This is a genomic window from Bacillus seohaeanensis (assembly GCF_042684945.1).
Lineage (GTDB): Bacteria > Bacillota > Bacilli > Bacillales > Bacillaceae_B > Rossellomorea > Rossellomorea seohaeanensis.
Map to the genome: position 1 here is coordinate 72,512 of NZ_JBHUMF010000008.1, position 23,217 is coordinate 95,728.

23 protein-coding genes and 2 riboswitches are annotated in these 23,217 nt (G+C 37.2%); of the genes, 17 read left to right on the forward strand and 6 right to left on the reverse strand.

The features are described from left to right. Window positions 1-3: 3 nt before the first annotated feature. On the reverse strand, window positions 4-1,653 hold the full coding sequence (locus tag ACFSUL_RS03345) for a class I adenylate-forming enzyme family protein (RefSeq protein ID WP_377932698.1): 1,650 nt from the start codon (window positions 1,651-1,653) through the stop codon (window positions 4-6). Between the two features lie 250 nt (window positions 1,654-1,903). Next, window positions 1,904-2,009, forward strand: a riboswitch (TPP riboswitch). Between the two features lie 222 nt (window positions 2,010-2,231). Here ACFSUL_RS03345 and ACFSUL_RS03350 point away from each other — a divergent pair. The 11 genes from ACFSUL_RS03350 to ACFSUL_RS03400 all read left to right on the forward strand — a co-directional run bounded on the left by ACFSUL_RS03350 (window position 2,232) and on the right by ACFSUL_RS03400 (window position 12,239). Continuing rightward, window positions 2,232-3,308 (forward strand): LuxE/PaaK family acyltransferase, encoded by a 1,077-nt coding sequence (locus tag ACFSUL_RS03350; protein WP_377932700.1) that lies wholly within the window; start codon window positions 2,232-2,234, stop codon window positions 3,306-3,308. Further along, window positions 3,305-4,765 (forward strand): acyl-CoA reductase, encoded by a 1,461-nt coding sequence (locus ACFSUL_RS03355; protein WP_377932702.1) that lies wholly within the window; start codon window positions 3,305-3,307, stop codon window positions 4,763-4,765. The genes ACFSUL_RS03350 and ACFSUL_RS03355 overlap by 4 nt, the downstream gene beginning before the upstream one ends. A 31-nt stretch (window positions 4,766-4,796) precedes the next feature. Next, window positions 4,797-5,540, forward strand: a complete 744-nt coding sequence (locus tag ACFSUL_RS03360; protein ID WP_377932704.1) for an ABC transporter ATP-binding protein — start codon at window positions 4,797-4,799, stop codon at window positions 5,538-5,540. Next, window positions 5,537-6,298, forward strand: a complete 762-nt coding sequence (locus ACFSUL_RS03365; protein ID WP_377932706.1) for an ABC transporter permease — start codon at window positions 5,537-5,539, stop codon at window positions 6,296-6,298. The genes ACFSUL_RS03360 and ACFSUL_RS03365 overlap by 4 nt, the downstream gene beginning before the upstream one ends. Further along, window positions 6,298-7,314: an ABC transporter substrate-binding protein gene (locus ACFSUL_RS03370; protein ID WP_377932708.1), complete on the forward strand. Its 1,017-nt coding sequence runs from the start codon at window positions 6,298-6,300 to the stop codon at window positions 7,312-7,314. Before ACFSUL_RS03365 ends, ACFSUL_RS03370 begins: the two co-directional genes overlap by 1 nt. 14 nt (window positions 7,315-7,328) lie before the next feature. Beyond that, window positions 7,329-8,105 (forward strand): 3-oxoacyl-ACP reductase, encoded by a 777-nt coding sequence (locus ACFSUL_RS03375; RefSeq protein WP_377932710.1) that lies wholly within the window; start codon window positions 7,329-7,331, stop codon window positions 8,103-8,105. A 136-nt stretch (window positions 8,106-8,241) separates the two neighbouring features. Beyond that, window positions 8,242-8,344: riboswitch (TPP riboswitch) on the forward strand. 130 nt (window positions 8,345-8,474) lie between these two features. After that, complete coding sequence (tenI, locus tag ACFSUL_RS03380) at window positions 8,475-9,113, forward strand: thiazole tautomerase TenI (RefSeq protein WP_377932712.1); 639 nt, start codon at window positions 8,475-8,477, stop codon at window positions 9,111-9,113. Continuing rightward, window positions 9,097-10,239, forward strand: coding sequence for a glycine oxidase ThiO (gene thiO / locus ACFSUL_RS03385; protein ID WP_377932714.1), 1,143 nt, complete (start codon window positions 9,097-9,099; stop codon window positions 10,237-10,239). Before tenI ends, thiO begins: the two co-directional genes overlap by 17 nt. A gap of 11 nt (window positions 10,240-10,250) precedes the next feature. Beyond that, window positions 10,251-10,454: a sulfur carrier protein ThiS gene (thiS, locus tag ACFSUL_RS03390; protein ID WP_071413044.1), complete on the forward strand. Its 204-nt coding sequence runs from the start codon at window positions 10,251-10,253 to the stop codon at window positions 10,452-10,454. Window position 10,455: 1 nt separating this feature from the next. Beyond that, window positions 10,456-11,223: a thiazole synthase gene (locus ACFSUL_RS03395; protein ID WP_377932716.1), complete on the forward strand. Its 768-nt coding sequence runs from the start codon at window positions 10,456-10,458 to the stop codon at window positions 11,221-11,223. Next, window positions 11,220-12,239: a thiazole biosynthesis adenylyltransferase ThiF gene (locus tag ACFSUL_RS03400; protein WP_377932718.1), complete on the forward strand. Its 1,020-nt coding sequence runs from the start codon at window positions 11,220-11,222 to the stop codon at window positions 12,237-12,239. The genes ACFSUL_RS03395 and ACFSUL_RS03400 overlap by 4 nt, the downstream gene beginning before the upstream one ends. A 208-nt stretch (window positions 12,240-12,447) precedes the next feature. On the opposite strand, the gene ACFSUL_RS03405 is transcribed toward ACFSUL_RS03400, so the two are convergent. Further along, window positions 12,448-13,209 carry a SurA N-terminal domain-containing protein gene (locus ACFSUL_RS03405; RefSeq protein WP_377932720.1) on the reverse strand — a complete coding sequence of 254 codons (762 nt, stop codon included), beginning with the start codon at window positions 13,207-13,209 and terminating at the stop codon, window positions 12,448-12,450. 629 nt (window positions 13,210-13,838) lie between these two features. Between ACFSUL_RS03405 and ACFSUL_RS03410 the strand changes: the two genes are divergently transcribed. Next, window positions 13,839-14,276, forward strand: a complete 438-nt coding sequence (locus tag ACFSUL_RS03410) for a Dps family protein (protein WP_377932722.1) — start codon at window positions 13,839-13,841, stop codon at window positions 14,274-14,276. A gap of 55 nt (window positions 14,277-14,331) precedes the next feature. On the opposite strand, the gene ACFSUL_RS03415 is transcribed toward ACFSUL_RS03410, so the two are convergent. Continuing rightward, window positions 14,332-14,775 (reverse strand): OsmC family protein, encoded by a 444-nt coding sequence (locus tag ACFSUL_RS03415; protein WP_377932724.1) that lies wholly within the window; start codon window positions 14,773-14,775, stop codon window positions 14,332-14,334. Window positions 14,776-14,987: 212 nt separating this feature from the next. Next, window positions 14,988-15,188 (reverse strand): cold-shock protein, encoded by a 201-nt coding sequence (locus tag ACFSUL_RS03420; protein WP_071413038.1) that lies wholly within the window; start codon window positions 15,186-15,188, stop codon window positions 14,988-14,990. A 335-nt stretch (window positions 15,189-15,523) separates the two neighbouring features. Between ACFSUL_RS03420 and ACFSUL_RS03425 the strand changes: the two genes are divergently transcribed. Beyond that, a complete protein-coding gene (locus tag ACFSUL_RS03425) occupies window positions 15,524-16,330 on the forward strand; it encodes a YihY/virulence factor BrkB family protein (protein ID WP_377932727.1) in 807 nt (268 codons plus the stop codon). Between the two features lie 113 nt (window positions 16,331-16,443). Here ACFSUL_RS03425 and ACFSUL_RS03430 read toward each other — a convergent pair whose 3' ends face one another. After that, entirely contained in the window at window positions 16,444-17,826 is a 1,383-nt protein-coding gene (locus ACFSUL_RS03430; RefSeq protein ID WP_377932729.1) for a peptide MFS transporter, read from the reverse strand. A gap of 351 nt (window positions 17,827-18,177) precedes the next feature. On the opposite strand from ACFSUL_RS03430, the gene ACFSUL_RS03435 reads away from it, so the two are divergent. The 4 genes from ACFSUL_RS03435 (at window position 18,178) to ACFSUL_RS03450 (ending at window position 21,811) form a co-directional block, all read left to right on the forward strand. Next, window positions 18,178-18,438 carry a hypothetical protein gene (locus ACFSUL_RS03435; protein WP_377932731.1) on the forward strand — a complete coding sequence of 87 codons (261 nt, stop codon included), beginning with the start codon at window positions 18,178-18,180 and terminating at the stop codon, window positions 18,436-18,438. A gap of 122 nt (window positions 18,439-18,560) precedes the next feature. Then, window positions 18,561-19,586, forward strand: a complete 1,026-nt coding sequence (locus ACFSUL_RS03440; protein WP_377932887.1) for a M42 family metallopeptidase — start codon at window positions 18,561-18,563, stop codon at window positions 19,584-19,586. Window positions 19,587-19,942: 356 nt separating this feature from the next. After that, window positions 19,943-21,415: a UDP-N-acetylmuramoyl-L-alanyl-D-glutamate--2,6-diaminopimelate ligase gene (locus ACFSUL_RS03445; protein WP_377932733.1), complete on the forward strand. Its 1,473-nt coding sequence runs from the start codon at window positions 19,943-19,945 to the stop codon at window positions 21,413-21,415. Window positions 21,416-21,634: 219 nt separating this feature from the next. Then, window positions 21,635-21,811: a YiaA/YiaB family inner membrane protein gene (locus ACFSUL_RS03450; protein WP_377932889.1), complete on the forward strand. Its 177-nt coding sequence runs from the start codon at window positions 21,635-21,637 to the stop codon at window positions 21,809-21,811. A 97-nt stretch (window positions 21,812-21,908) separates the two neighbouring features. Here ACFSUL_RS03450 and ACFSUL_RS03455 read toward each other — a convergent pair whose 3' ends face one another. Next, complete coding sequence (locus tag ACFSUL_RS03455; RefSeq protein ID WP_071413032.1) at window positions 21,909-23,126, reverse strand: NupC/NupG family nucleoside CNT transporter; 1,218 nt, start codon at window positions 23,124-23,126, stop codon at window positions 21,909-21,911. Window positions 23,127-23,217 lie beyond the last annotated feature (91 nt).

The window sequence follows — 23,217 nt, forward strand, 5'->3', positions numbered from 1 at the left end:
GATTTACTTATCCTTTAACAGTTTTCTCAACACTTTACCAGAAGGGGTGGAAGGTAGTTGGTCTATGATTTCTACATATCTAGGATACTTATAAGCGGCCATATGCTCCTTTGACCAACGGATAATATCATTTTCTGTCAGTTTATTAGTCGATGAGTCGTGTAGCACAACAAACGCTTTCACCGTTTCACCACGAATTGGGTCTGGTACGCCAATCACGGCAGACTGCTTGATGGCTGGATGGTTGTTGAGTAATGCTTCGACATCCTCTGGGAATACACTGTAACCTGAGCATTTAATCATTTCTTTTACGCGACCTTGAAAATATAAATAGCCTTCCTCATCTATATAGCCAATATCTCCTGTATATACCCAGCCATTTTTTAATGTTTCAACCGTTGCTTCTTTTCGGTTTAAATAACCTTTAAAAACGCCAGGACTTTTAATTACAATTTCACCGGATTTCCCTGGTGGTTGATTTTGCCCTGTTTCGGGATGTACAATTCGAAGCTTTGTGTTATAAATTGGTATTCCGCACGATCCAAATTTAATTTTCTCTTTGGGCATGAACGTGTCACATGTATGGGTTTCACTCAGTCCATAGGCTGCTTCATAGAGAACACAGCCCTTTGTAACCTCTTTCCACTTAGCGGCCAATTCTGCGGTAACTTGTAATCCAAAACTTGTTGCTAAATTATTTTTTAACGAAGATAAGTTTCTTTCCGAAATATTAGGTAATTGAAGAATGGCACCATTCATCGGAGCGATACTGTACCATGCTGTAATTTTATATTGTTCAATCGCGTCTACTGTCGCAATGGGATCGAATCGAGTAAACAACACACAAGGAATCCCTGTATATACAGGGGTATTGACCCCCATAACCATTCCAGCGATATGACTTAGTGGTGCACTAGCCATTATCCGGTCCTGACTTCCTATTCCATTTGCCTGAGCAGAAGCAGCGGTCTTAAACAGGGCGTTCCCATATGTAAGCTGGGCACCTTTAGGTCTTCCGGTCGTTCCTGATGTAAAGACCATAAGTCCAATATCGTTCCATAAATCAATATCTGTGTGTTCCTGTTGCGGAGTTTCGTTTTTTATAATAGTGAGAAGATCATCGGTATCAGAAAGTGTAAGCTTTTGAAGTGATAGTTCTGGACAAATGGGTAGTGTAGGTTCTTCTAGGAGGAAATCTTGGTAGTTTGTTGTAACAATGAAGGAGAGGGAATCACTTGTTGCTTTCATTAGTTCGTCGTAGCCGTCATCGCTGGCGACAATTCCAATGATTGGAGCTTCTTTTAGAAAATAAGATAATTCGTCAGCTTTATACATCGGGTTAAGCGGGACGACGACACCACCTAATTGTTGAATGGCAAAGTGTGTAATGATATATTGGGGACAATTTTGCATATAGATAGCAACGCAGCTTCCTTTTTTAACCCCTTTTTTGTGTAAATAACTGGATAACCGCTGAACATTATCTAAAAGCTCTTCCCAAGTTATTTCTGTTCCATAATAAATATACGCTGTGTCATTTTTACGATGTTGTCCATAATAAAGCAAGTATTCATATAATGTTTTTTCACCGTGTAAATAGTTCAACTTTGTTGGCAAGCTTGCAGGCCAATAAGGACGGAGTTTTTCAACCATTTTTATACCTCCAATTGTTTAGAAAAAATCCAAATGAAAATGTTCTAATTGATTAATAGTTTAGTGAAGAATTAAAAATGGAAAAATACATAACAACCTCCCGGATTTATTATTGAATATTCTGTAAATAACCCTCATTCTAGTATACTTGTAATTAAATGTTCATTCAAGTCCTCTACAATTATTTTGTCATTACCCGTTTACATCTCCAAGTTTTATGTTAAAATTCAAAATATAACCAATTAAATAAAGTTGTCACTAGGGGAGCCTTTTAAAGGCTGAGATTAAAGTATACTTTAAGACCCTTTGAACCTGATCTGGTTGATACCAGCGTAGGGAAGTGGAATGATAATGGTATTTTTTCAATTGTTATCTATATAAAAACCACTTTCTTACATCATGTAGGGAAGTGGTTTTTTGTTTAGTTACAGTACCTAAAGTCCCGAAATCTTTTCTGAAAATAGTTGAGGTAAAGAACATCCTCTATAGTTTTCCTAGAAAAGCTATCGTCTTTAGTCGAACCACTTCCATTAAAGTTATAGAAATAGGTTTAATAGGCAACGGAAAGGAGGCTTTACATGGAATATGAAATGCTAAAGGAAGAAGTAATGGATTTTATTGAGGACAATAGAGAAAAAGAGAATGCGGAATTTTTCCAAATGGCTTCAAAGGTATTTGCGTTTCAATATAAATCAAATTCTACTTATAGAAAATATTGTCGCAATAAACGGGTATCGCCGAGAACAATTAAGCAGCTACAGGATATTCCTGTTGTGCCAATACAAGCGTTTAAAGAGGTAGATCTAGCATGTTTTCGAGTAGAGGAAGCAGAAGCTGTTTTTATGACGAGTGGGACGACGAATCTAGAGAAAAGAGGAAAAAACATTCATAAGTCTTTACATATATGGAGACGGTCAATGCTGTGTAATTTTCAGCAAGGAATGATGGCCGGAAAGAGAAACATGCGAATGATTGTTTTATTTCCGAATATAAAAGAAATGCCAAATTCTTCTTTGGCAACGTATTTGGACCTTGCTGTAGAACATTTTGGTACAGAGGACAGTGAATATGTTGTCAGTCAAAATAAATTTGATATCCCTCGTTTTCTTGAGATAGTGAGAAAAGCAGAAAAGAAAGGGGAAGCCCTGTTTATTTTGGGAGCTACATTTTCATTTATTCAGTTTATTGATTATTGTCATGAGAACCGAATTTCGTGCGAGCTTCCATCAGAGAGTATTGTTATGCATACGGGCGGTTCAAAAGGAAAGACTCGAGAAATGGGGGTCGAGGAGTTTACAACGGAAATCTGTACCTTATTTAACCTTTCCAAAACTCAATGCAGAAATATGTATGGTATGACTGAACTCAGCTCGCAATTTTATAATTTTGAGAAAGCGTCCGATTTTATCCCACCTCATTGGGTGAAAACATTCGTCATCGATCCTGAAACACTACAACCTGTTAATAAAGGAGATAAAGGGCTTCTTGTTCATTATGACCTTGCAAATGTTCATTCCGTATTTGGAATCCTTACAGAGGATGTTGGGATAGAAACAGATGAAGGTTTTCGTTTATTAGGCCGAATGGAAGGGGCAGAGGCAAAAGGATGTTCATTAGCAGTGGAAGAATTGACGACAGTGGGTAAAAGTAGATGAAAACAAGCATTCAACAGCTGGATTGTTACTTTATCCCAAGTGAAATAAATGCCAAAAGCGAAAAATTGGTCTTTCATAATAACAACTCTTCTATTCAACTCAATGTTCCTAAACTAGAAGTGAATGACTTACAAAAGATTATCAAAGTAATTAGACAGAATCGGGATCGTTATGTTAAAAAACTTTCTACAAATGATATTATTTCGATTATAGACCGTGCGATTGAGCTTTGGCTTGACCCAAACTTTATCTATCGAAGGCTAGCAGAGGAGTATCTACCAATCATAACCGGATATGATGGGGAAATGATTCATTTGTTTTTATCAAAGTATTTAAGAAACTTCCGAAAAGAGAAGTTACAAAGAATGATAGAGGAAGATTTTCCAAACCCATTTGTATTAGACGAGTTTCGACCAAGGAGGGCGGGGGGGTTATATAGAGCATATGGGCCAAAAATGATTACTCACTTTTTTTCTGGGAATGTTCCGGGCCTTCCGCTATACAGCCTGGTTGCGGGAATGCTAGTAAAGTCTGCCACGCTTGGAAAGGTTTCGTCGTCCGAGCCGTTGTTTCCAGTACTTTTTACGAAAACGATTGAAATGGTAGACCCCGATTTTGCAAAAACGATGGCAATTGTATGGTGGAAAGGTGGAGATGAATTGCTTGAAAATAAAGCTTTTACTCAAACAGAAGCCGTTATTGCCTATGGTAGTGATCGATCCATTCAGGCGATAGAGCAAAGAATACCATCAAACGTTAATTTTTATCCTCATGGACATAAGATAAGCTTTGGCGTAATAACAAAGGAAGCGTTAACGAGAACGTTAGGGAGAGAAACAGCAAGAAGAGCGGCACATGATGCATCATGGTTTGATCAGCAAGGATGTTTGTCCCCGCATGTTTTCTTTGTCGAACGGAAGGGGGATTATTCTCCGAAAGAATTTATGGGAATGTTAGCAAATGAAATGAGAAACGTTGAGACTAAAATGCCTAGGGCAAAGCTGTCATCAAGGGAGAATAATTTACTAATACAGGAGCGATCGAAAGCTGAGTTTCAATCGTTTACGAATACAAAGGTAGCTATTATCCATAGTAGGAATTCAACAGCTTGGACTGTTGTGTATCGGGAGGATGATAAATTCCCGCTATCCACACTTAATCGCTTTATTACAGTGGTTCCTATTCACTCAATCGAGGAGCTGTCGGAAAAGCTGGACCTTGTACGGGAATATTTACAAACAGCTGGGGTCGCAAGCTCACCTGCCCGATTTCAGAAAGTTATCAATCTATTAGGAGAGCTTGGAGTCAATCGTATTTGTTTTTTAGGAAATATGTCTAACCCAGAGCCAGGATGGCATCATGATGGACGCTTTTCGATTGCGGATTTGGTAAGGTGGGTTGATGTGGAATCCACTGTTGAGGAAACGATGGACACATTTGATCCATTTCGAGATTAATGCGTTTGGAAAGAGAAAGTGGTGTAGTTTTTTGAGCATTGTAATAGATGATTTACGTTTAGCGTACGACAAAAAAGTGCCTATACTAGACAACATCAACCTTGAAATACAAAAGGGTGAATGTATAAGTATTATTGGAAAAAGTGGTTGCGGGAAATCTAGTTTGTTGAAATGCGTCGCTGGTCTTACTGCTAACTATGAAGGCCGTGTTTTTATTCATGACGAACTTATTCAAGAACCGCATGAACATGTTTCTTATCTTTTTCAAACTCCTATTTTATTAGAATGGAGATCGGTCTTAGATAATGTACTGCTACCATTGGAGTTAAAGCGAAAAGTGATGAAGGAAGACAGGAATAAAGCGAAACAGATGATGAAGCTGGTCGGTTTACAGGATGCCGCGTATAAATATCCTCATGAATGCTCTGGCGGAATGAAAGCTCGTGTTGCATTAGCTCGAATGCTTATCACTGAACCAGATGTGCTTTTATTAGACGAACCTTTTTCGTCATTAGATGCGATAACAAAAGGGCAACTGCAAAAAGAGTTATTAAACATTTCACAAGTGATGAAGCCGACAATTATTTTAGTCACTCATGATATTGAAGAGGCGGTGTTATTATCGGATCGGGTAGTTCTTTTAGGAGGAAAACCTGCATGTATAAGTAAAGAATTTTGGCTGGACTTGGATGAAAAAAGAGATGCTTCTATTAGGTTCAGTGAAAGGTTTGTAAATGTAGTTGCAGAAATTTATGAGAGTGTGGAACACCTATGAAAAAGCATCTACTTTATTCTTTTTTTCTATTAGTTGTTTTGCTAACCGCCTGGGAAGTCGTTGTCCGTATTCGAAGCATACCGGAACTTATTTTGCCAACACCTTCTGTTATCTTAATGGACATAATCCAGTTAGTTAAAAGTGGATTTATTTGGCCGCATTTGAGGGTAACAGTCATTGAAATTATCGCGGGCTTTTTGATTGGTTCACTTGTAGGTCTTTTATTAGGAGTTACTGTTTCTCAATCTAGCTTGTTGAATAAGGTGCTTCATCCTTATATTATTGCTTCACAAGCAATGCCTAAGCTCGCCTTGGCGCCATTATTTGTCCTTTGGTTCGGGTATGGTATTTTGCCAAAGCTTCTTATTATTGCATTAATTTGTTTTTTCCCCCTTTTTGAAAGTTCGTTAACAGGACTGAGACTTGTCGATGGGGAGAAGGTAGATTTATTTCGTAGTTTAAAAGCTAGTAAGCTACAAATTTTATGGAAGCTTCGAATTCCTGTTGCTATTCCATATATCTTTTCTGGTATGAAAGTTGCGATAGTACTCAGTGTGGTTGGGGCGGTTGTCAGTGAATTTATTGGCGCAAGCGAAGGATTAGGGGCTCTTATCATTGTCGCTCAAGGATCGATGGATACTCCGATGATTTTTTCTTCCTTCCTCTTGCTTACTGCGATTGGCGTTAGTTGTTATCAAATAATGGACGTTTTAGAAAAAAAGTTATTTAAAAAATATACATTTCATAGGAGAAACTAATGATGAAGAAATTTTCGCTTATATCTCTTGTTGTCGTTGTTCTTATTATTTCCGGCTGTAGCAACGGGACAATGAATCAACAACCAGGTAGCAGTAGTCAGAAGAATACAGATGGTTTAGAAAAAATCCGCATGGCATCCTGGAGCAATGAAATTGTTGAGCAAAGCAACTTGTATGTAGCCGAAGAAAAAGGCTGGTTTGAAAATGCTGGGATCGACTATGAATTTGTTCCTGGTGCAGGAGGTGGGGAGGCAGTAAAAAATATTGTCGCAGGTAATGCGGATATCGCTTTTGCAAATATTGAAGCTGTCCTGCTTGCGATTGAAAAAGGCGCAGATTTAAAAATAATCTATAATATCTACCCGGAAAATGTATTTAATCTTGTATCGCTTAAAAAGAGTCATATTACCAGTATAGAAGATTTAAAAGGGAAAAATATCGGGGTGTACAGTTTAAGTAGTGGAACGTATCAAAATCTACAAGTTCTATTGCATTCTGTGGGTATGAAGGAAGAGGATGTCAATATTATTCCAACTGGGGTATTAAATTTTGCTCCCCTAATGAATGGGAAGGTTGCCGCTACAGCAGCAACAGACACGGGATTATATGATGCGAAGCAAAAAGGCCTTGGCGATGTTGATGTGATGGAAGTAAAAAATGTATTAAATACTCCGTCTGACGTGTTTGTTGTCACTTCTGATGTGTATGAAAAAAAGCAAGATGCATTAGTGAATTTTTTACAGGTATACAAAGATAGTACGCAATATATGATGGAGCATCCTAAAGAAGTTGCTAAAGTAGCAATAGAGAAGGCAATAGATGGTAAGGATGAAGCACGTAATCTCGAAATCATTAAAATTAGAAACAAGTCTGCTGAAAACAAGAAAGAATTAGGCTGGTTGGATCTTGATGTCGTAAAGAAAGTAGAAAAAACATATGTTGAGTTAGGGTTGTTAAAGAAAAGTGTTCAAATTGAAAGTGCGGTCACAAATGACCTTGTTGAAAAATTGAAGTAGAAGGTTGATAACTTATGAATATATCACTAGAGGGAAAAGTAGCATTAATAACAGGATCGAGCAGAGGAATAGGTGCAGAATTAGTGGAAGGTTTTGCTAAACATGGGGCGAACGTCATCATTAATTATGTGAAGAGTGAGAAGTTAGCGCATGATTTAGCAAAGGAAATGGTTAATAAGTACAACGTTGACTGCATTGCAGTCAAAGCGGACGTTACGAAAGAGGAAGATGTTGAAAGGCTACTATCGGTAGTTAGAGAGGAATTCGATAGAGTGGATATTTTAGTGAATAATGCCTTACATTCCTATCGTTTTGATCCTGACCAGCGAAAACTAGCTTGGGAAATCGATTGGGAGGATTATCAACGACAACTCGATGGTTCTTTAAAGGCTTCGTTTTTAACTTGTAAATACAGTGTTCCTCTTATGAAGGAAAATAGTTTTGGAAGAATCATTAATATGATTAGCAATCTAGTTCAACGTCCAGTTGTTCCTTACCATGACTATACGACCGCGAAAGGGGCACTCCTTTCTTTTTCGCAAAACCTTGCTGTTGATCTCGGTCCATTTGGAATTACGGTAAATTGTGTAGCGCCGGGTATTGTTTATCCAACCGAAGCAAGTAAGCTGACAAAGGAAGAAGTGAAGAACAGCATCATTGAGCAAACACCGCTTGGGAGGATTGCAAAGCCAAATGATATTGTAGGGAGTGTGTTATTTTTTGGTAGTAAATGGTCGCAGTTTATCACGGGTCAAAATATTATCGTTGATGGAGGATTTACGATGAAATAGTGGGTTTGTAGCTTGTTATAAAAATTGGCTCTTTTCTCATCGATTGTTGTTTTTACTTATACATTCAGCCCGTTGATTAAACTTAGTTTTTCGTTCAAAAGCAACAAACTTTACGAAAAGAGCCTAAAAATTAAATAGGCAGCACTAGGGGAGTCTTTTTAGACTGAGAATGATGAATATCTAAACCCTTTGAACCTGATCTGGTTGAGACCAGCGTAGGAAAGTGGAATGGGAAATCTAAGTTTTTTCTGAACACTCTTCGTAGGCTGAAGAGTGTTTTTTTATCCCATATTAACGGACAGTAAAATCCCCTCCCACTGATTAAAACTTCATTTTATGGTTACTGGAATCTAAAAAAGGAGTTGTTTTATGGAAGCAAAACCGTTATTACATGCAATTTCTACAGGAAAGCAATCAATTGATAGATTGGTAGACACCGCTCGAGGTATACATCCATTTGTACAAGCAATTCATATTCGCGAACATGATAAATCAGCAAGGGAGGTTTATAAAATAGGAAAGCGTCTCCTTACTGGTGGTGTTCCTCCGGGGAAAATTATTATTAACAATCGAGTGGATGCAGCAATTGCTCTGGGGGTAAAAGGTGTGCAACTTGGATTTCATAGTTTGCCGGTCGAAGTGGTAAAAAGTGTATTTCCATCACTCTCTGTTGGGAAATCGGTACACTCTTTCCAAGAAGCGATGCAGGCAGAAAAAGAGGGGGCTGATTATATCCTATATGGACATGTTTTTCCAACTAATTCAAAAGATGGTATTGCACCAAAGGGGATGGAAGAATTACAGAAGGTTACATACCATCTCAACATTCCTGTGATTGCGATTGGAGGAATCAAACAGAAAAATGTAGTGAAAACAATGGATACAAAGGTAACAGGTATAGCTGTGTTATCTGGAATATTTAATGCGGTTGACCCAATACGTGCAGCCAAAGACTATGCAGACATTCTGGTAAATGGAGATGATTTTACAAATGAAGAAGGTTTATGATGTCATCATCATTGGTGGTGGTGTAATAGGGAGCTCTATCGCCTACAGCCAAGCAAAGCGTGGAAAAAAAGTATTGGTGTTGGAAAAAAACCGTTTAATAGCAGAGGCATCAAGTGCAGCTGCTGGAATGCTCGGGGCGCAAGCAGAAATTGATGAACATATATCGATGTTAAAGCTTGCATTGAAAAGTCGGGCAATGTTTCCTTCTCTTATCCGAGAACTGGAGGAGCGTACAGGAGTGGATATCGGACTTGTCAACAAAGGTATGATTAAAGTGGCGGAAACAGAAGATGAAGTTGTAAATTTGAAAAAGCAAATTTCCTTTCATCGTGATTGGGACGAAGCGGTAAAGTGGCTGACAACCGAGGAACTGCTAGAGAAAGAAGCATTACTTTCACCATCATTACTAGGGGGAATGTATATTCCGAATGATGGACAAGTGATTGCTCCAAGGCTTTCGCTAGCTTTTATAAAGGCCGCTATGGAATATGGAACTGACTTTTTAGAATATAGCGAAGTAGTCGATTTCCTAATAGAAAATGGTTGTATGCAAGGGGTGATAACGGCAACGGATACGTTTCATACCGAAAATGTAGTAGTTACGACTGGTGCGTGGACTAGTCAGCTTTTAGCAAAAGCGAATGTTGAAATGAACGTTTATCCTGTTAAAGGAGAGTGCTTCTCTGTTATACCACGTGTTCCTTTGGTTTCTTCTACGATATTTTCTGAGCTTGGATGTTACATTGTTCCGAAAAAAGATGGACGTGTAATTGTCGGGGCAACGAGCTATTGCAATACTTTTGATAAAACAGTTAGCTTGCAGGGACTATCAAAGCTAATGGAACGTGCCGGATCCCTTCTCCCTGAGATAGGAAGTGCTAAATGGGAAAAGTCATGGGCGGGTATCCGACCGCAAACAGGGGATGGTTTACCTTACATCGGAGCCCATCCACATTACAAAGGTCTTTATATTGCCGCAGGTCATTATCGAAATGGAATTTTGCTCAGCCCAATTACAGGGAAAATGGTCTCGGATATGATCGATGATGTTGTGACAAAAGAAGACATTTCTTTATATCATTCTTTTCGCGTCGATAGGAAACTTTCAACAAAACAAACAACATAGGGGGGAGTAGAGTGGAATTAATTATTAATAGCGACAAAGTGCAGGTTCCTGAAACTGTAACTACTGTTTCAGATTTGCTTGCTCATTTTAAACTAGATCAAAAAGTTGTAATTGTAGAATTAAATACAACTATTTTAGAGAAAAGCAATCATGGAGAAACAAAGCTAGCTAATGGCGACAAAATAGAAATTGTACATTTTGTAGGAGGCGGATGAAATGTTGAAAATCGGAACGTACGAATTTAACTCAAGATTACTTTTAGGAACAGGAAAATATCCTGATTTTGATATCCAAAGAGGGGCTGTAACTGTTTCAGAAACAGAAGTACTGACATTTTCTGTTCGTCGGATGAACATTTTTGAAGCAAATCAACCTAATTTTTTAGAAAAACTAGATCTCGAAAAATATAAATTACTGCCGAACACAGCTGGGGCGAAAACAGCAGAGGAAGCTGTCAGGACGGCAAAACTCGCGAAAGCATCAGGACTTTGTGACATGGTTAAAGTAGAGGTGATTGGTGACTTCAAAACACTTCTTCCAGATCCTGTTGAGACACTTAAAGCATCGGAAGAGCTATTGAAGGAGGGGTTTATCGTTTTGCCATATATTTCGGATGATGTTATTTTAGCAAGAAGGCTTCAAGAAATGGGCGTTCATGCCATCATGCCAGGTGCGTCTCCAATTGGGTCGGGGCAAGGAATCATTAATCCGCTGAATATTAGCTTGATTATAGAGCAAGCTACCGTTCCGGTTATCGTTGATGCTGGAATTGGCTCTCCGGCAGATGCTGCACTGGCAATGGAGTTAGGGGCAGATGGTGTGTTGTTGAATACAGCTGTTGCAGGTGCTAGCGATCCTATAAAAATGGCTAAAGCGATGAAGCTTGCGGTTGATGCTGGAAGATTAGGCTACGAGGCAGGCCGGATACCGAAGAAAAAATATGCAACCGCAAGCAGTCCAATGGAAGGGATGAGTACTGTTTGAGTGGGCGTTATTCAAGGCAAGAGCTATTTTCCTTTATAGGAAAGGAAGGACAGCAAAAACTTAGTGACAAACATGTTTTGATTATTGGGGCTGGAGCACTTGGAAGCGGCAATGCGGAGACGCTTGTGCGAGCAGGTGTAGGAAAAGTGACAATTGTCGATCGCGATTATGTAGAGTGGAGTAATCTTCAGCGCCAGCAATTATATACGGAACAAGATGCGCAAGCCCGCCTACCAAAGGCAGTTGCTGCGAAAAGACGCTTGACTATGATTAATTCCGAGGTGACGATTGAGGCAATTATTGCTGATGTAAATGTGCAGGAACTAGAGAATCTTCAACATGGTGTTGACCTCATCATTGATGCTACCGATAATTTTGATATAAGGCTGATTATTAATGATATTGCTCAAAAATATTGTATTCCATGGATATACGGAGGGTGTGTTGGCAGCTATGGTATAAGTTACACTGTTTTGCCCAAAAAAACACCTTGTTTGCACTGCCTACTCGAAAGTGTTCCGATGGGCGGGGCAACTTGTGATACAACGGGAATTATAAGTCCTGCTGTCCAAATGGTAATTGCATATCAGTCAGCAGAGGCATTAAAAGTTTTAGTAGAAGATTTTGAACATATCAGAAAAAAACTCGTCACGTTTGATTTATGGCAAAATCAATTTGTATCGATTTCAGTTGATGCATTGAAAAAACAAAATTGTGTATCATGTGGAAATAATCCGAGCTTTCCATTTTTAGCCTATGAAAATCAGTTGAAAGCAGCTGTATTATGTGGGAGAAATACTGTTCAGCTTCGACCACAAGAGGGCGGTAGCAGAAACTTAGAAGATTTAGCACATCATTTACAGTTGACTAGAGGAAAAGTTGAACGTAATCCTTTCTTGCTATCTTTTGAAATAGAGGGAAACCGTATGGTTATTTTTCAAGACGGCAGGGTGCTCATTCATGGGACAAAAGATATAACAGAAGCAAAAACGATTTATCATCGATACTTAGGGTAGGATATTATCCTTGAGAGGAATTTGCTGAGCTTACACTCTACACTCTTATTCCTATCTTTTCAGGTATGGTCAATTTAAGTCAATTACGAGTAGTGATAGAACTTTTCAAAAAGAGTTTGACATTCTATCATTAGAACCCGGTGTTTGTTAAGTAATGTGTGATAAAAAAGCTGCCGTTATCTAAAAACGGCAGCTTTAAATCAATGTATTAAATTTTTATCTCAACATCAGCATTTTTCTTCAATTCTTCTACATGCTGTACAAGTTTTTCGGATTTCTTTTGCTGTTCAAGTTGGGATTTGATTTTAGGCTTTACTTCCTCATATTCTGGTACATCTTTTGATTCACCTTGTTTCGCGAATTGATCGTAAAACTTTTTAATCTCTTCTTCTTTCACTTCGTCTACAGTAATCTCTTTTTCTACGTAGGCCATATACTTAACATTTGCAGCGATTTCAGATTTTAATTGGTCAAGCGAAAAGCCAGATTGCTTCATCGCTTCTTCAAATTTTTTCTCGTCTTCATATTGTGCTTTGATTTCATCAAGCTGTTTGTTAATTTCCTCTTCAGACGCCTTGTATCCTTTTTCATCGGCCTTTTGAAGAAGTAGAGTTTGTCCAATTAAGCTTTCAATCGTTTGGTCTTTAATTGTTTTAGCAGCTTCTTTAGAAGTGGGGTCTTGACCATTTTGCTGAAACGCCATTTGCGATTGTGGAAGAATATTATTAAAGTCCTTACCAGTAATTTCTTCTTTATTTACAATCGCTACGACTTTGTCTTCGTCAAGTTTTTGTTTATCTAATTTTTTTTGCAGCTCTTCCATTTCTTTTGCCAACTCTTCTTGTGATTGGGCATTCTCTTCTGTCTTTTCTTTATCATCAGATTTGTCTTTGGTTTCTTCGTCTCCGCCACATGCCGCTAATAATATAACAGCTAGGCCAATAATAAGTGGGTACAGTAGCTTTTTCATGATTTTGTCTCCTTTCATTAAACAAAACGAGGAAAATTTCCACGTTGCACAAAAAAATCACTTAGTGGGCATTTTATATGATTTTTATAAAAAAGGAAAGGCTTTTGAATAAATTTACTTGTTTGTAATAGCTTTGAAATAACTAGTTTCACTACTGTTATTCAAAAAAGACCTCCTACATCAATGCAGGAGGTTAAACAATGGGGACTAAAGAATACTGCCTTACAAACCTTCTAAATTTAGTATAGATACAATTTTTACTTCCCGCAATTCTGATTGGGAAAGCTCTCTACTTGATTGAGAGCTTTCCCAATATAAAGTCTCCCTATAACTTTCTTTTTTACTAAAAGATATAACTCTACGAATAAAGGAGGAAACAATATGGAGGGGGCAAATTCTGTATATAATTAATAAAAGGAATAATAAAAAATCAACAGTTATAGAAACAAAAGAAGGAAGAGGGTTTAAAACTCTTATACGAATTGGAATAAGAATGAAAATGTATAATAAAGAGATTATATTGTCACATTATAAAAGAATGGATTTTATTAAATTATAATAATTATTAATTGATATTAATTATAATTTAGTATATAATACATATATAAAGAGATGAAGGAGAGATATATATGGCACAACAACTAAATGTCAAATTAAACAAGCAATTAGCAAACTGGAATGTACTTTACACAAAACTTCATAATTATCACTGGTATGTAAAGGGTAACGACTTTTTTGTACTACATGAAAAGTTTGAAGAGTATTATGGTGAGGCAGCAGGTTATATTGATGAAATTGCTGAAAGATTGCTTTCTATTGGAGGGCAGCCAATTGCGACGATGAAAGAGTATTTAGAATCTGCTTCTATAGAGGAAGCAAATGGCGTGGAACAAGCTAGAAATATGGTTCAAAACTTAACAGAAGATTTCAAAACAGTTATTAAAGAATCAAAAGAAGTGATTGAGCTTGCTGAGGATGATAATGATCAACCAACAGCTGATCTATTTATCGGAATTCGTGCTTCATTAGAAAAACACGTTTGGATGTTATCCGCATATATAGCATAAAATGATGCCTGTCCCTAGGTCTAATGACAAGATGTCAAAGACTGGGGACAGGCATTTATTTTTCCACATTTGCTTCTAGTTTCACTTCTACATTACCTTGGATAGCTCTTGTAATCATACAGGATTTCTCTGCTTTTTCTGTAAGTTTTTTAGCTAGTTTTAATTCTTTTTCCGTTGCTTGCTCTGAGAGTATTAAATGCGGTCTGTGAATGATCGTTTGATAGGTAATAACTCCGTTTGTAACTTCGACAATCCCTTCCGATTCCATCGTGAGTTGTTCTTTATCAATTTTACTTCGTTCTAGCATCGCTGCGAGCGTAATAATATAGCAGGTTGCTGCAGCACCAAGCAGCATTTCATCTGGATTTGTCCCTACACCTGGTCCGTCCATTTCTGGTGGAATGGAAACTTTCGTCACAAGGTCTCCGGTTTCTATTGTTCCGACGTCATTTCTTAATCCCGGCCAATTTGCTTTTAAATGAAAATGATGTTGTGTCATCAAAACCCTCCTTACTTACTTCACTATCTACTATTATAGAGATAAAGGGGAGATTTTCCTAAAATATGCTCTTGTGTACAATGGGGACAGATAAAAAAATATCACAGTGAAAGACCTCGAGTGGGGGTAGATGGAGAAGCCAGAGAAAGAAAAGCAAAAGCTAGACAACAAAAAAAGACTCTGGAAAACCAGAGTCTTTACATAAAGCGTTATTATGCTTTTGTTACGTTAGCAGCTTGGTCGCCACGGTTTCCTTGAACGATTTCAAAAGAAACTTTTTGACCTTCTTCTAAAGTTTTGAAACCTTCGCCTTGAATAGCTGAGAAATGAACGAATACATCGTCTCCGTCTTCGCGTTCGATGAATCCGAAACCTTTTTCTGCGTTAAACCATTTAACTGTACCTTCTAACATTTTGTTTCCTCCTCGTGTGCGTTCCACACAAATGTATTACTATTCTTGCTCATTAAAATATCAAGGCGAAAAGCTTTAGAAACTGTTCAATCCTTACATTCCGAACAAAAATAATTCTCTATTATCATAACAGGGTTAAGGAGAAATGGCAAGAGATTCTAAAAAATTGGGCTCTTTTAAAAAACTAGTTTACTTACTGTATTCCTATTTAGAGGATTCGTGTAAAGTGGGAGTTCTTTACACGAGCCTTCTCACTTACACGTTATTCAACAATAACTAATTACGATTATTATTGGAAAAAATAAAGATAAACTTTTGCACAGGAGAGTTATACAATGCTTTTTCATATTAAACGAGTGTTTTTGCGCTTTTTTCTTGAACGTTATTATGATCAATCAGCTCAACTTGGATATTATTTAATGCTTTCAGTTTTTCCATTTTTACTTTTCGTTTTTTCTCTTATTAGTTATCTTCCTATTACGGAAACGAATGTCCTCTTACTAATAAAACCATTTGCCCCAGCAGAATCGTATGAAATGATTCATGATACTGTTGACCGAATTCTTTCTACGAGAAGAGGGGACGTCTTGTCAATTAGTGCTATTTTTACATTCTGGCTATCCTCTATGGCTGTTCAATCATTAGTACGCTCATTGAATGAAGCCTATAATATTAAAAGAAAGAAGTCGTTTTTTCTTGCTCTTGTTTACGATTTACTACTAACAATTGGGTTTATGGTCGTTATTTCATTTTCACTAATTGTCCCTGTACTAGAAGAAATAATACAACAATCAAATTTCACACAAGCTCATTTTTCGGATGGTTGGAGTCAATTATGGTTATTACTTAAGTGGGGAATGGGTTCTCTCTTCATGTTTTTTCTTTTTACTTTTTTATATCTAGTAGTACCGAGCAGAGTTATTTCGGTTATTTATGTTATTCCAGGTGCGTTAGTTGCCACTTTCGGTTGGCAAGCAGTGTCCTTAGTTTATTCTCGATATGTTCGTTGGAATGATTATACGGAAGTTTACGGACAACTAGGGAGCGTTATCACGCTGATGGTGTGGTTTTACTTATCCTCTGCGATTTTGCTTTTAGGTGGGTTGTTAAATGGAAGTATCATTAGAGGAAAAAATGACTAAACTGCAAAAAAATTCATTGGTAAAAGTTGAAGTAATTGACTGGTGTTTTAATGAAATAAAAAAGAAGACCTATTTCTATCCGAAACGGTCTTCTTTCTGCCATACTTGTTAAGTTAAGCATCTGCCATCATATTTGTAAGCTTTTTAGAAATAAGGAGAAGGATGATACCAAGGAAGATTGCTGTTCCCCCGATAACAGCAAAGATCTCCAAATATCCTAATGATGCTGTAAGGGAAGCAAGTTGACCAGCAACAATGTTTGCGACACCAGTTGATGCTAACCAAACTCCCATAAGAAGGGAAGCAAGTTTAATTGGCGCCACTTTACTTACAAGAGATAAACCAACTGGCGATAAGAAGAGCTCACCCATTGTGTGTAAGAAATAGGTAAAGATAATAAATAATACATTTGCTTTTACTGCAATATTTGCTTCATCTGATCCAGTTTGTAATACGGCTGGGATTAGAACCATAAATCCTAGACCGAGAAGAATCATTCCCATTCCCATTTTGGTTGTAGTTTTCAAGTCACCACGATTTGTTTTCGACAGTTTTAACCATAAAGCAGATAGGATTGGTGCAAAGATTACAATGAATACTGGGTTAATAGACTGGAACCATGATACTGGAATTGTATAACCGAATACTTCTCGATCAATAAAGTTCTTTGTATAAAGAGTAAAAGAACTACCAGCTTGTTCAAAACCAGCCCAGAAGAAAACAACAAAACATGCAATGATTAAAATTGCTGTTGTACGTTGCTTCTCTTTTTTCGTTAAAGGAACATTTTTGTTTTTATTTTCTGCCTTTGTTACTGATTGAATTGGCTTTAGTCCAACATTACCTAGATATTTTTTACTTTGTGTAGTAAAAATAATTTGCCCAATGGTCATTCCAATAGAAGATGCTAAAAATGCCCATTTAAATCCGTAGTGCATTGTGCCATCTTCAAGTGCTGTTAAGAATAAATCTTCTGCTAGAAAACCTGCTACTAGTGGGGCGAAAAACGCACCGATATTAATTCCCATATAGAAAATAGTAAATGCAGCATCTTTCCGTTTATCATTTTTGGGATATAATTCTCCTACCAATGTGGAGATATTTGGTTTAAAGAAACCGTTTCCAATAATTAGGAGAGCTAGCCCCAAGTATAGTCCCCATTGTGCATGAATTAAAAATAGTGTGAAGTCTCCGAGTGCCATTGTAACACCGCCGATAGTAATGGCTCTCCGCAGTCCGATGTAATGGTCAGTAAGCCAACCACCAATTATAGGTGTAAAATAAACTGCCCCTGTATAAAAACCATATAAAGCCATTGCTTTTGCTGGATCTAAACCAAGGCCTCCACCAATATAAGCTGTTGTTAAGTAAAGTATAAGAATTGCTCGCATCCCATAATAGCTATAACGTTCCCACAGTTCCGTAAAGAAAAGGAGGTATAACCCTTTAGGATGTTTTTTTCCTTGTGGCAAACTTTCAAGTGTTGATGTTTCCACTGTATCACTCCTGATTGTCTGAAATTTTTGTCACAGTAATTTATTATAATTCAAAAAAATTAATATTCAATGATTTTTGCAGAAGTATTAATATTAAAAAGATTCACCGAATTTTAAATAATAGTGCCATTTTTACTAATGTTTCTCATTAGTTACATATGATTGAGTGATTGGGAAATGTATAAATATTCCGGTGCAGTCAGAAATAGAATTCCCCTCTTTTAAAATTTCTCCAAATGCTCTGTTTCTATTCTCTAAAGGCAATGAGTAAAGTTAAAAAATCAATCCGTGAAAATATTCATATTTTGTTTCCCGCTTCATAGGCTTGTACAAAGAAAGGAGAGATGGTCAGTGAAAGATTTAATTTATTGCACTGTTTGTTCAGGAAGTTCATTTGATGAAGGAGAATATTATCTATTAGAAAGATATCAGGATGGTGAAGTAGCAGAAGCGGATTTTGACAGTCAGTCATCCATTCCTTTACTTGGAAATTTATACTTATATATTTGTAGGGACTGCGGTTTTGTTATGTCGTTCACGCGTGAAAAACAGGTGTTGAAAAATAAAAGGAAAAACAACAAAAAATCCGATTTGACATGGAACATACGGTAATTTTTAGAGTAGCTATTTCCTCTTCCTTATTTGTGCAATTGTCAGAATAAATCTATAATATAAGGGATAATAAATGGGAAGGAGAAATAATAGTGAATACATACCCTAATACCAAGGCAACAATGGAAGTAATTAAGCAATTAGTGGAGATTCCAAGTCCATCTGGGAATACAGATAGAGTGATTTCATTTGTAGAGGAATATTTATCCGATTGTGGAGTGCAAATGTCTAGAACGAGAAAGGGTGCTCTAATCGTTACGATTGAAGGAGAAGATACAAGCAATCACCGCTTGTTGACTGCTCATGTTGATACACTTGGTGCAATGGTAAAAGACATAAAATCCGATGGCCGCTTACGTTTATCGATGATTGGAGGCTATAAATGGAATGCAGTAGAAGGAGAATACTGTCAAATTGAAACAGCTTCCGGTAAAACATTTACAGGCACTATTCTAATGCATCAAACATCTGTTCATGTTTATAAAGATGCCGGTGACGCAAAGCGTAATGAAATGAATATTGAAGTACGTATTGACGAAAAGGTAAGAAAAGCTGCCGAGGTTAGAGAACTTGGTATTGAAGTAGGAGATTTTGTTTCCTTTGATCCGCGTGCAGAAATAACAGAGAGCGGTTATATTAAATCGAGGCATTTAGATGATAAAGCGAGTGTAGGAATGCTACTGCAACTTATTCGTCATATTAAAGAAAGTATGCTTACGCTTCCTTATACAACACATTTTTTAATATCTAATAATGAAGAAATCGGTTATGGCGGAAACTCGAATATTCCAGAAGAAACAGTCGAATATTTAGCTGTTGATATGGGGGCACTTGGGGACGGACAGGCGTCAGATGAGTATACTGTTTCTATTTGTGCAAAAGACTCGTCAGGCCCATACCATTATGGGCTACGAAAACATTTAGTGCAGCTCGCAGAAGAAAATGGCGTTGAATACAAAGTAGATATTTATCCTTATTATGGTTCGGATGCTTCCGCTGCAATTCGTGCTGGATTTGATATAGTTCACGGGTTGATTGGAGCAGGAATTGATGCATCCCATGCGTATGAAAGAACACATGAATCATCCTTGCAGCATACGGAAAAGCTTTTATTCCATTATGTACAGTCAAAAATGGTAACGAAATAAGGGAGATTGCAATAAGTAATAATATTTTCCTAAGTATGGGTTATATTGCCCGTCAATGTAGAATAATGAATAATAAAGGATTGCCGAAAACGTAGTTTGACGGCAATCCTTTTTTAGAGAAAAGTGGAAGCGGCTCGTTTAGAAGCGACAAGTATCTCGCAAAGGCGTTTTTTTTGCCTTTTGGAGATGGTTGACTTATGCCTTTGAGCCTCCAGCCACTGGAACTGGATAGGTGCATCCCTAACTACTTTAATGTAATTGTTCAATTTGGTAGGTTCGGCTCTTATCATTTACGACCAATTAAGGTAAAATAGATTTTATATTGAAATTTTTATGTATATGCGAGGGTTAAAATAATGAATACATATGACCTAATAGAGAGTATTAAATTAAAAAAAGTATTTGGTGATTTGCCGGAAAATACGACAAATCTTTTTGTTGATTCTAGAAAAGTTACAAACGGGGGTATGTTTGTTTGTACAAGGGGCTATACCGTTGACAGCCATGACTTTGTACATAGTGCAATTGAAAATGGAGCAACCGTTATTATTGCGGAGAAACAGCTCGATGTCGACACAAGTAAAGTGGCGCTTGTTGTTGTAAAAGATACTTTTAAAGCATTAGCTCAATTATCTAATAAATTTTATGATTATCCATCCCAAAAGTTAAATGTATTCGGTGTAACAGGCACTAATGGAAAAACATCTGTTACAAACCTCATTCATGCTCTTTTACGAAAAGATGGTCAACGCTCAGCACTTTCTGGAACGATTGGCTTTGATCTAGATGGAGAGCTTTATCCAAGTGAGAACACAACATGTGATACGTTGACGAACCAAAGAATGTTTCAACAAACAATCGATAATAATATTCCGAATATGGTATTGGAGGTTTCTTCGCACGGATTGGCACTGGGAAGATTATGGGGAGTAGACTTTGATGTTGTCGCATTTACTAATTTAAGTCATGACCACTTAGATTATCATGAGACAATGGAACACTACGGTTATGCAAAAGGTTTATTATTTTCCCAACTTGGTCAGGATTTGTCTAATCCAAAATACGTAGTGCTTAATCATGATGACGAATGGTTTGATCGCTACCGTTCTATGACACCACATGAAGTAATAAGCTATGGAATGGATGCCAATGCGGATTTCAAACCAGAAAACATAACGTACTATAACGACTTAACAACTTTTACTATGGTTTCCCCAGAAGGCCGTTTTGAGGTTGAAACAAAGTTGCTTGGTGAATTCAATGTTTATAATATTCTCACGGCAATAGCGTGTTTATACGCAAAGGGAATGAAAGTGTCACGGCTAGTGGAATTAGTTCGTAGCTTACCTCCTGTAAACGGAAGAATGGAAAAGGTAGACATTGATGCACCTTTATCTGTCTATATTGACTATGCCCACACACCCGACGCAATTGAAAAAGCGATTAAATCCGTATTGCCATTTAAAGAAAATAAAATTATTTTCTTAGTAGGAACAGGTGGTAATCGTGATAAATCGAAGCGTCCGACAATGGCAGAAAAAGCATCTATTGCGGACTATGTAATTCTTACAACAGATGATCCTCGTTACGAGAGCTATGAGAGCATAGTGAAAGATCTTGAAAAAGGAATGCAGCATGATCAATATGCTCTCATTGGAGATCGTGAAGAGGCAGTTAGACATGCGATAGACATTAGTGAACCTGGAGATATAATTATCTTCGCAGGTAAGGGACACGAAGACTATCAAATAATTGAAAACACAAAATACCCTCATAGTGATAAAGAAATTGCTAGGGAACAAAGTAAAGTAAAATATATAAAATCGTAAACGAAGAAACGAGCCGATCGAGGTTCGTTTTTTTATTGAAAAATTACTATTTATGAAACTTAATTAGTTTTCACTAACATAAAGTATGATAGGGATAAATAATTAGTTAGTCTTGAAAATTACAACACAGTAATTTGTGGAAAGAGAGGGTAGGTATGGATGGGTAAAACTAGAAGACGTAATACTCCTGCATTTACTATGTTGGCTTGACTAGGATTAATTATTTTCACTTCACTAATTCTAATTGGACTTTATACACTAGATGAGCCACTTATGGTGAAAGGATACTATTTGATGGGAACTGTTGGAGTAATCATTTCGTCTTTGACTGTTGCTAAAGTGGTAAGAGACAATCAAGAGGATGATGAAGAAATTCAAAGGAATCGGCAACAATAGTATTAGAAAAGAAGGAAATTGACTAGTCGATTTCCTTCTTTTTAATTAAAATGCTTATTATTCTTTGTTTACGTATTCAACCCATTTACATAAGAGCCTATACAAACATTCCAGCAATGGCAGCACTTAACAATGATGCTAGAGCTCCGGCAATGACAGATCTAACACCTAGTCGTGCAATATCACTTCTACGATTAGGGGCAAGGTTACCTAAACCGCCTAATAAAATAGCAAGGGAAGAAATATTGGCGAATCCGCAAAGTGCAAAGGAGATGATTGCAACGGTTTTGTCAGATAGGTTTCCAATTTCAGGGGCAAATGCAGAATAGGCAACAAACTCATTAATAACTAATTTTTGACCAATAAAGTTTCCTGCGATAATAGCTTCGTCCCAAGGTACTCCGATTGCAAAAGCAAGTGGTGAGAAAACATAACCTAATATTAATTCAAGTGACAAGTTGTCTGCTCCAAATAAACCGCCAATTCCACCTAAGATGCCATTAATAAGTGCAACTAATGCAATAAATGCAAGTAGCATTGCACCAATATTTAATGCTAATTCAAGTCCTACACTAGCACCTTTTGCAGCTGCATCAATCACGTTAGTAGAGTCTTCATCCGCTTCCATATCAAATTCTTTAGGTTCAGGTGTAGTCTCCGTTTCCGGAACAAATAGTTTTGCCATAACTAAACCTGCAGGTGCAGCCATGAAACTTGCAGCAAGTAAAAATTCAAGTGGTACTCCTAACAGAGAATATCCGATGAGTACAGATCCTGCTACAGAGGCAAGTCCACCAGTCATTACTGCAAATAGTTCTGATTCCGTCATTTTTGATAAGTAAGGGCGAACAATTAACGGGGCTTCCGTTTGTCCAACAAATATGTTAGCAGCAGCTGACATTGATTCTGCTTTTCTTGTGCCGAGCAGCCAAGAAAGTGCTCCACCCAAGATTTTAATAAAGAATTGCATGATCTTTAAGTAGTAAAGTACAGAAATTAAAGATGAGAAAAAAATAACAACAGGAAGGACATTGAAAGCAAAAACATAAGCGATATTGGTTTGCTCTTCAAATAATCCTCCAAATAAAAAATTGATTCCTTCATTTGAATAGTTAATAATTTGGTTTACTCCTTTAGTAAGGAGGTTAAGACCATCTTGTCCCCAAGATGTCTCTAATACTAAAAATGCAAATATTATTTGAATTGTAAGTCCACCGAGAATGGTTCTAAAATTGATGGATTTTTTGTTGTTAGAAAATGCGAAAGCGATTCCAAGAACAACTAAAATACCGATAATACCCCAAAGGTATTGCATAGTTTTCACCTCTTAAGTTTGTGTTATTGTTTGCTTGATAGCATAGGTTTTTTATTTTACAATGCTTTAAGAGGTCTGACAACCTTAATTA

Bases quoted from the DNA above. Each gene is read 5' to 3' on its own strand.
- ACFSUL_RS03345 (WP_377932698.1), bottom strand. From the start codon at position 1,653: ATGGTTGAAAAACTCCGTCCTTATTGGCCTGCAAGCTTGCCAACAAAG.
- ACFSUL_RS03350 (WP_377932700.1), top strand. From the start codon at position 2,232: ATGGAATATGAAATGCTAAAGGAAGAAGTAATGGATTTTATTGAGGAC.
- ACFSUL_RS03355 (WP_377932702.1), top strand. From the start codon at position 3,305: ATGAAAACAAGCATTCAACAGCTGGATTGTTACTTTATCCCAAGTGAA.
- ACFSUL_RS03365 (WP_377932706.1), top strand. From the start codon at position 5,537: ATGAAAAAGCATCTACTTTATTCTTTTTTTCTATTAGTTGTTTTGCTA.
- ACFSUL_RS03370 (WP_377932708.1), top strand. From the start codon at position 6,298: ATGATGAAGAAATTTTCGCTTATATCTCTTGTTGTCGTTGTTCTTATT.
- ACFSUL_RS03375 (WP_377932710.1), top strand. From the start codon at position 7,329: ATGAATATATCACTAGAGGGAAAAGTAGCATTAATAACAGGATCGAGC.
- tenI (WP_377932712.1), top strand. From the start codon at position 8,475: ATGGAAGCAAAACCGTTATTACATGCAATTTCTACAGGAAAGCAATCA.
- thiO (WP_377932714.1), top strand. From the start codon at position 9,097: ATGAAGAAGGTTTATGATGTCATCATCATTGGTGGTGGTGTAATAGGG.
- ACFSUL_RS03395 (WP_377932716.1), top strand. From the start codon at position 10,456: ATGTTGAAAATCGGAACGTACGAATTTAACTCAAGATTACTTTTAGGA.
- ACFSUL_RS03405 (WP_377932720.1), bottom strand. From the start codon at position 13,209: ATGAAAAAGCTACTGTACCCACTTATTATTGGCCTAGCTGTTATATTA.
- ACFSUL_RS03410 (WP_377932722.1), top strand. From the start codon at position 13,839: ATGGCACAACAACTAAATGTCAAATTAAACAAGCAATTAGCAAACTGG.
- ACFSUL_RS03415 (WP_377932724.1), bottom strand. From the start codon at position 14,775: ATGACACAACATCATTTTCATTTAAAAGCAAATTGGCCGGGATTAAGA.
- ACFSUL_RS03420 (WP_071413038.1), bottom strand. From the start codon at position 15,188: ATGTTAGAAGGTACAGTTAAATGGTTTAACGCAGAAAAAGGTTTCGGA.
- ACFSUL_RS03425 (WP_377932727.1), top strand. From the start codon at position 15,524: ATGCTTTTTCATATTAAACGAGTGTTTTTGCGCTTTTTTCTTGAACGT.
- ACFSUL_RS03440 (WP_377932887.1), top strand. From the start codon at position 18,561: ATGGAAGTAATTAAGCAATTAGTGGAGATTCCAAGTCCATCTGGGAAT.
- ACFSUL_RS03445 (WP_377932733.1), top strand. From the start codon at position 19,943: ATGAATACATATGACCTAATAGAGAGTATTAAATTAAAAAAAGTATTT.
- ACFSUL_RS03455 (WP_071413032.1), bottom strand. From the start codon at position 23,126: ATGCAATACCTTTGGGGTATTATCGGTATTTTAGTTGTTCTTGGAATC.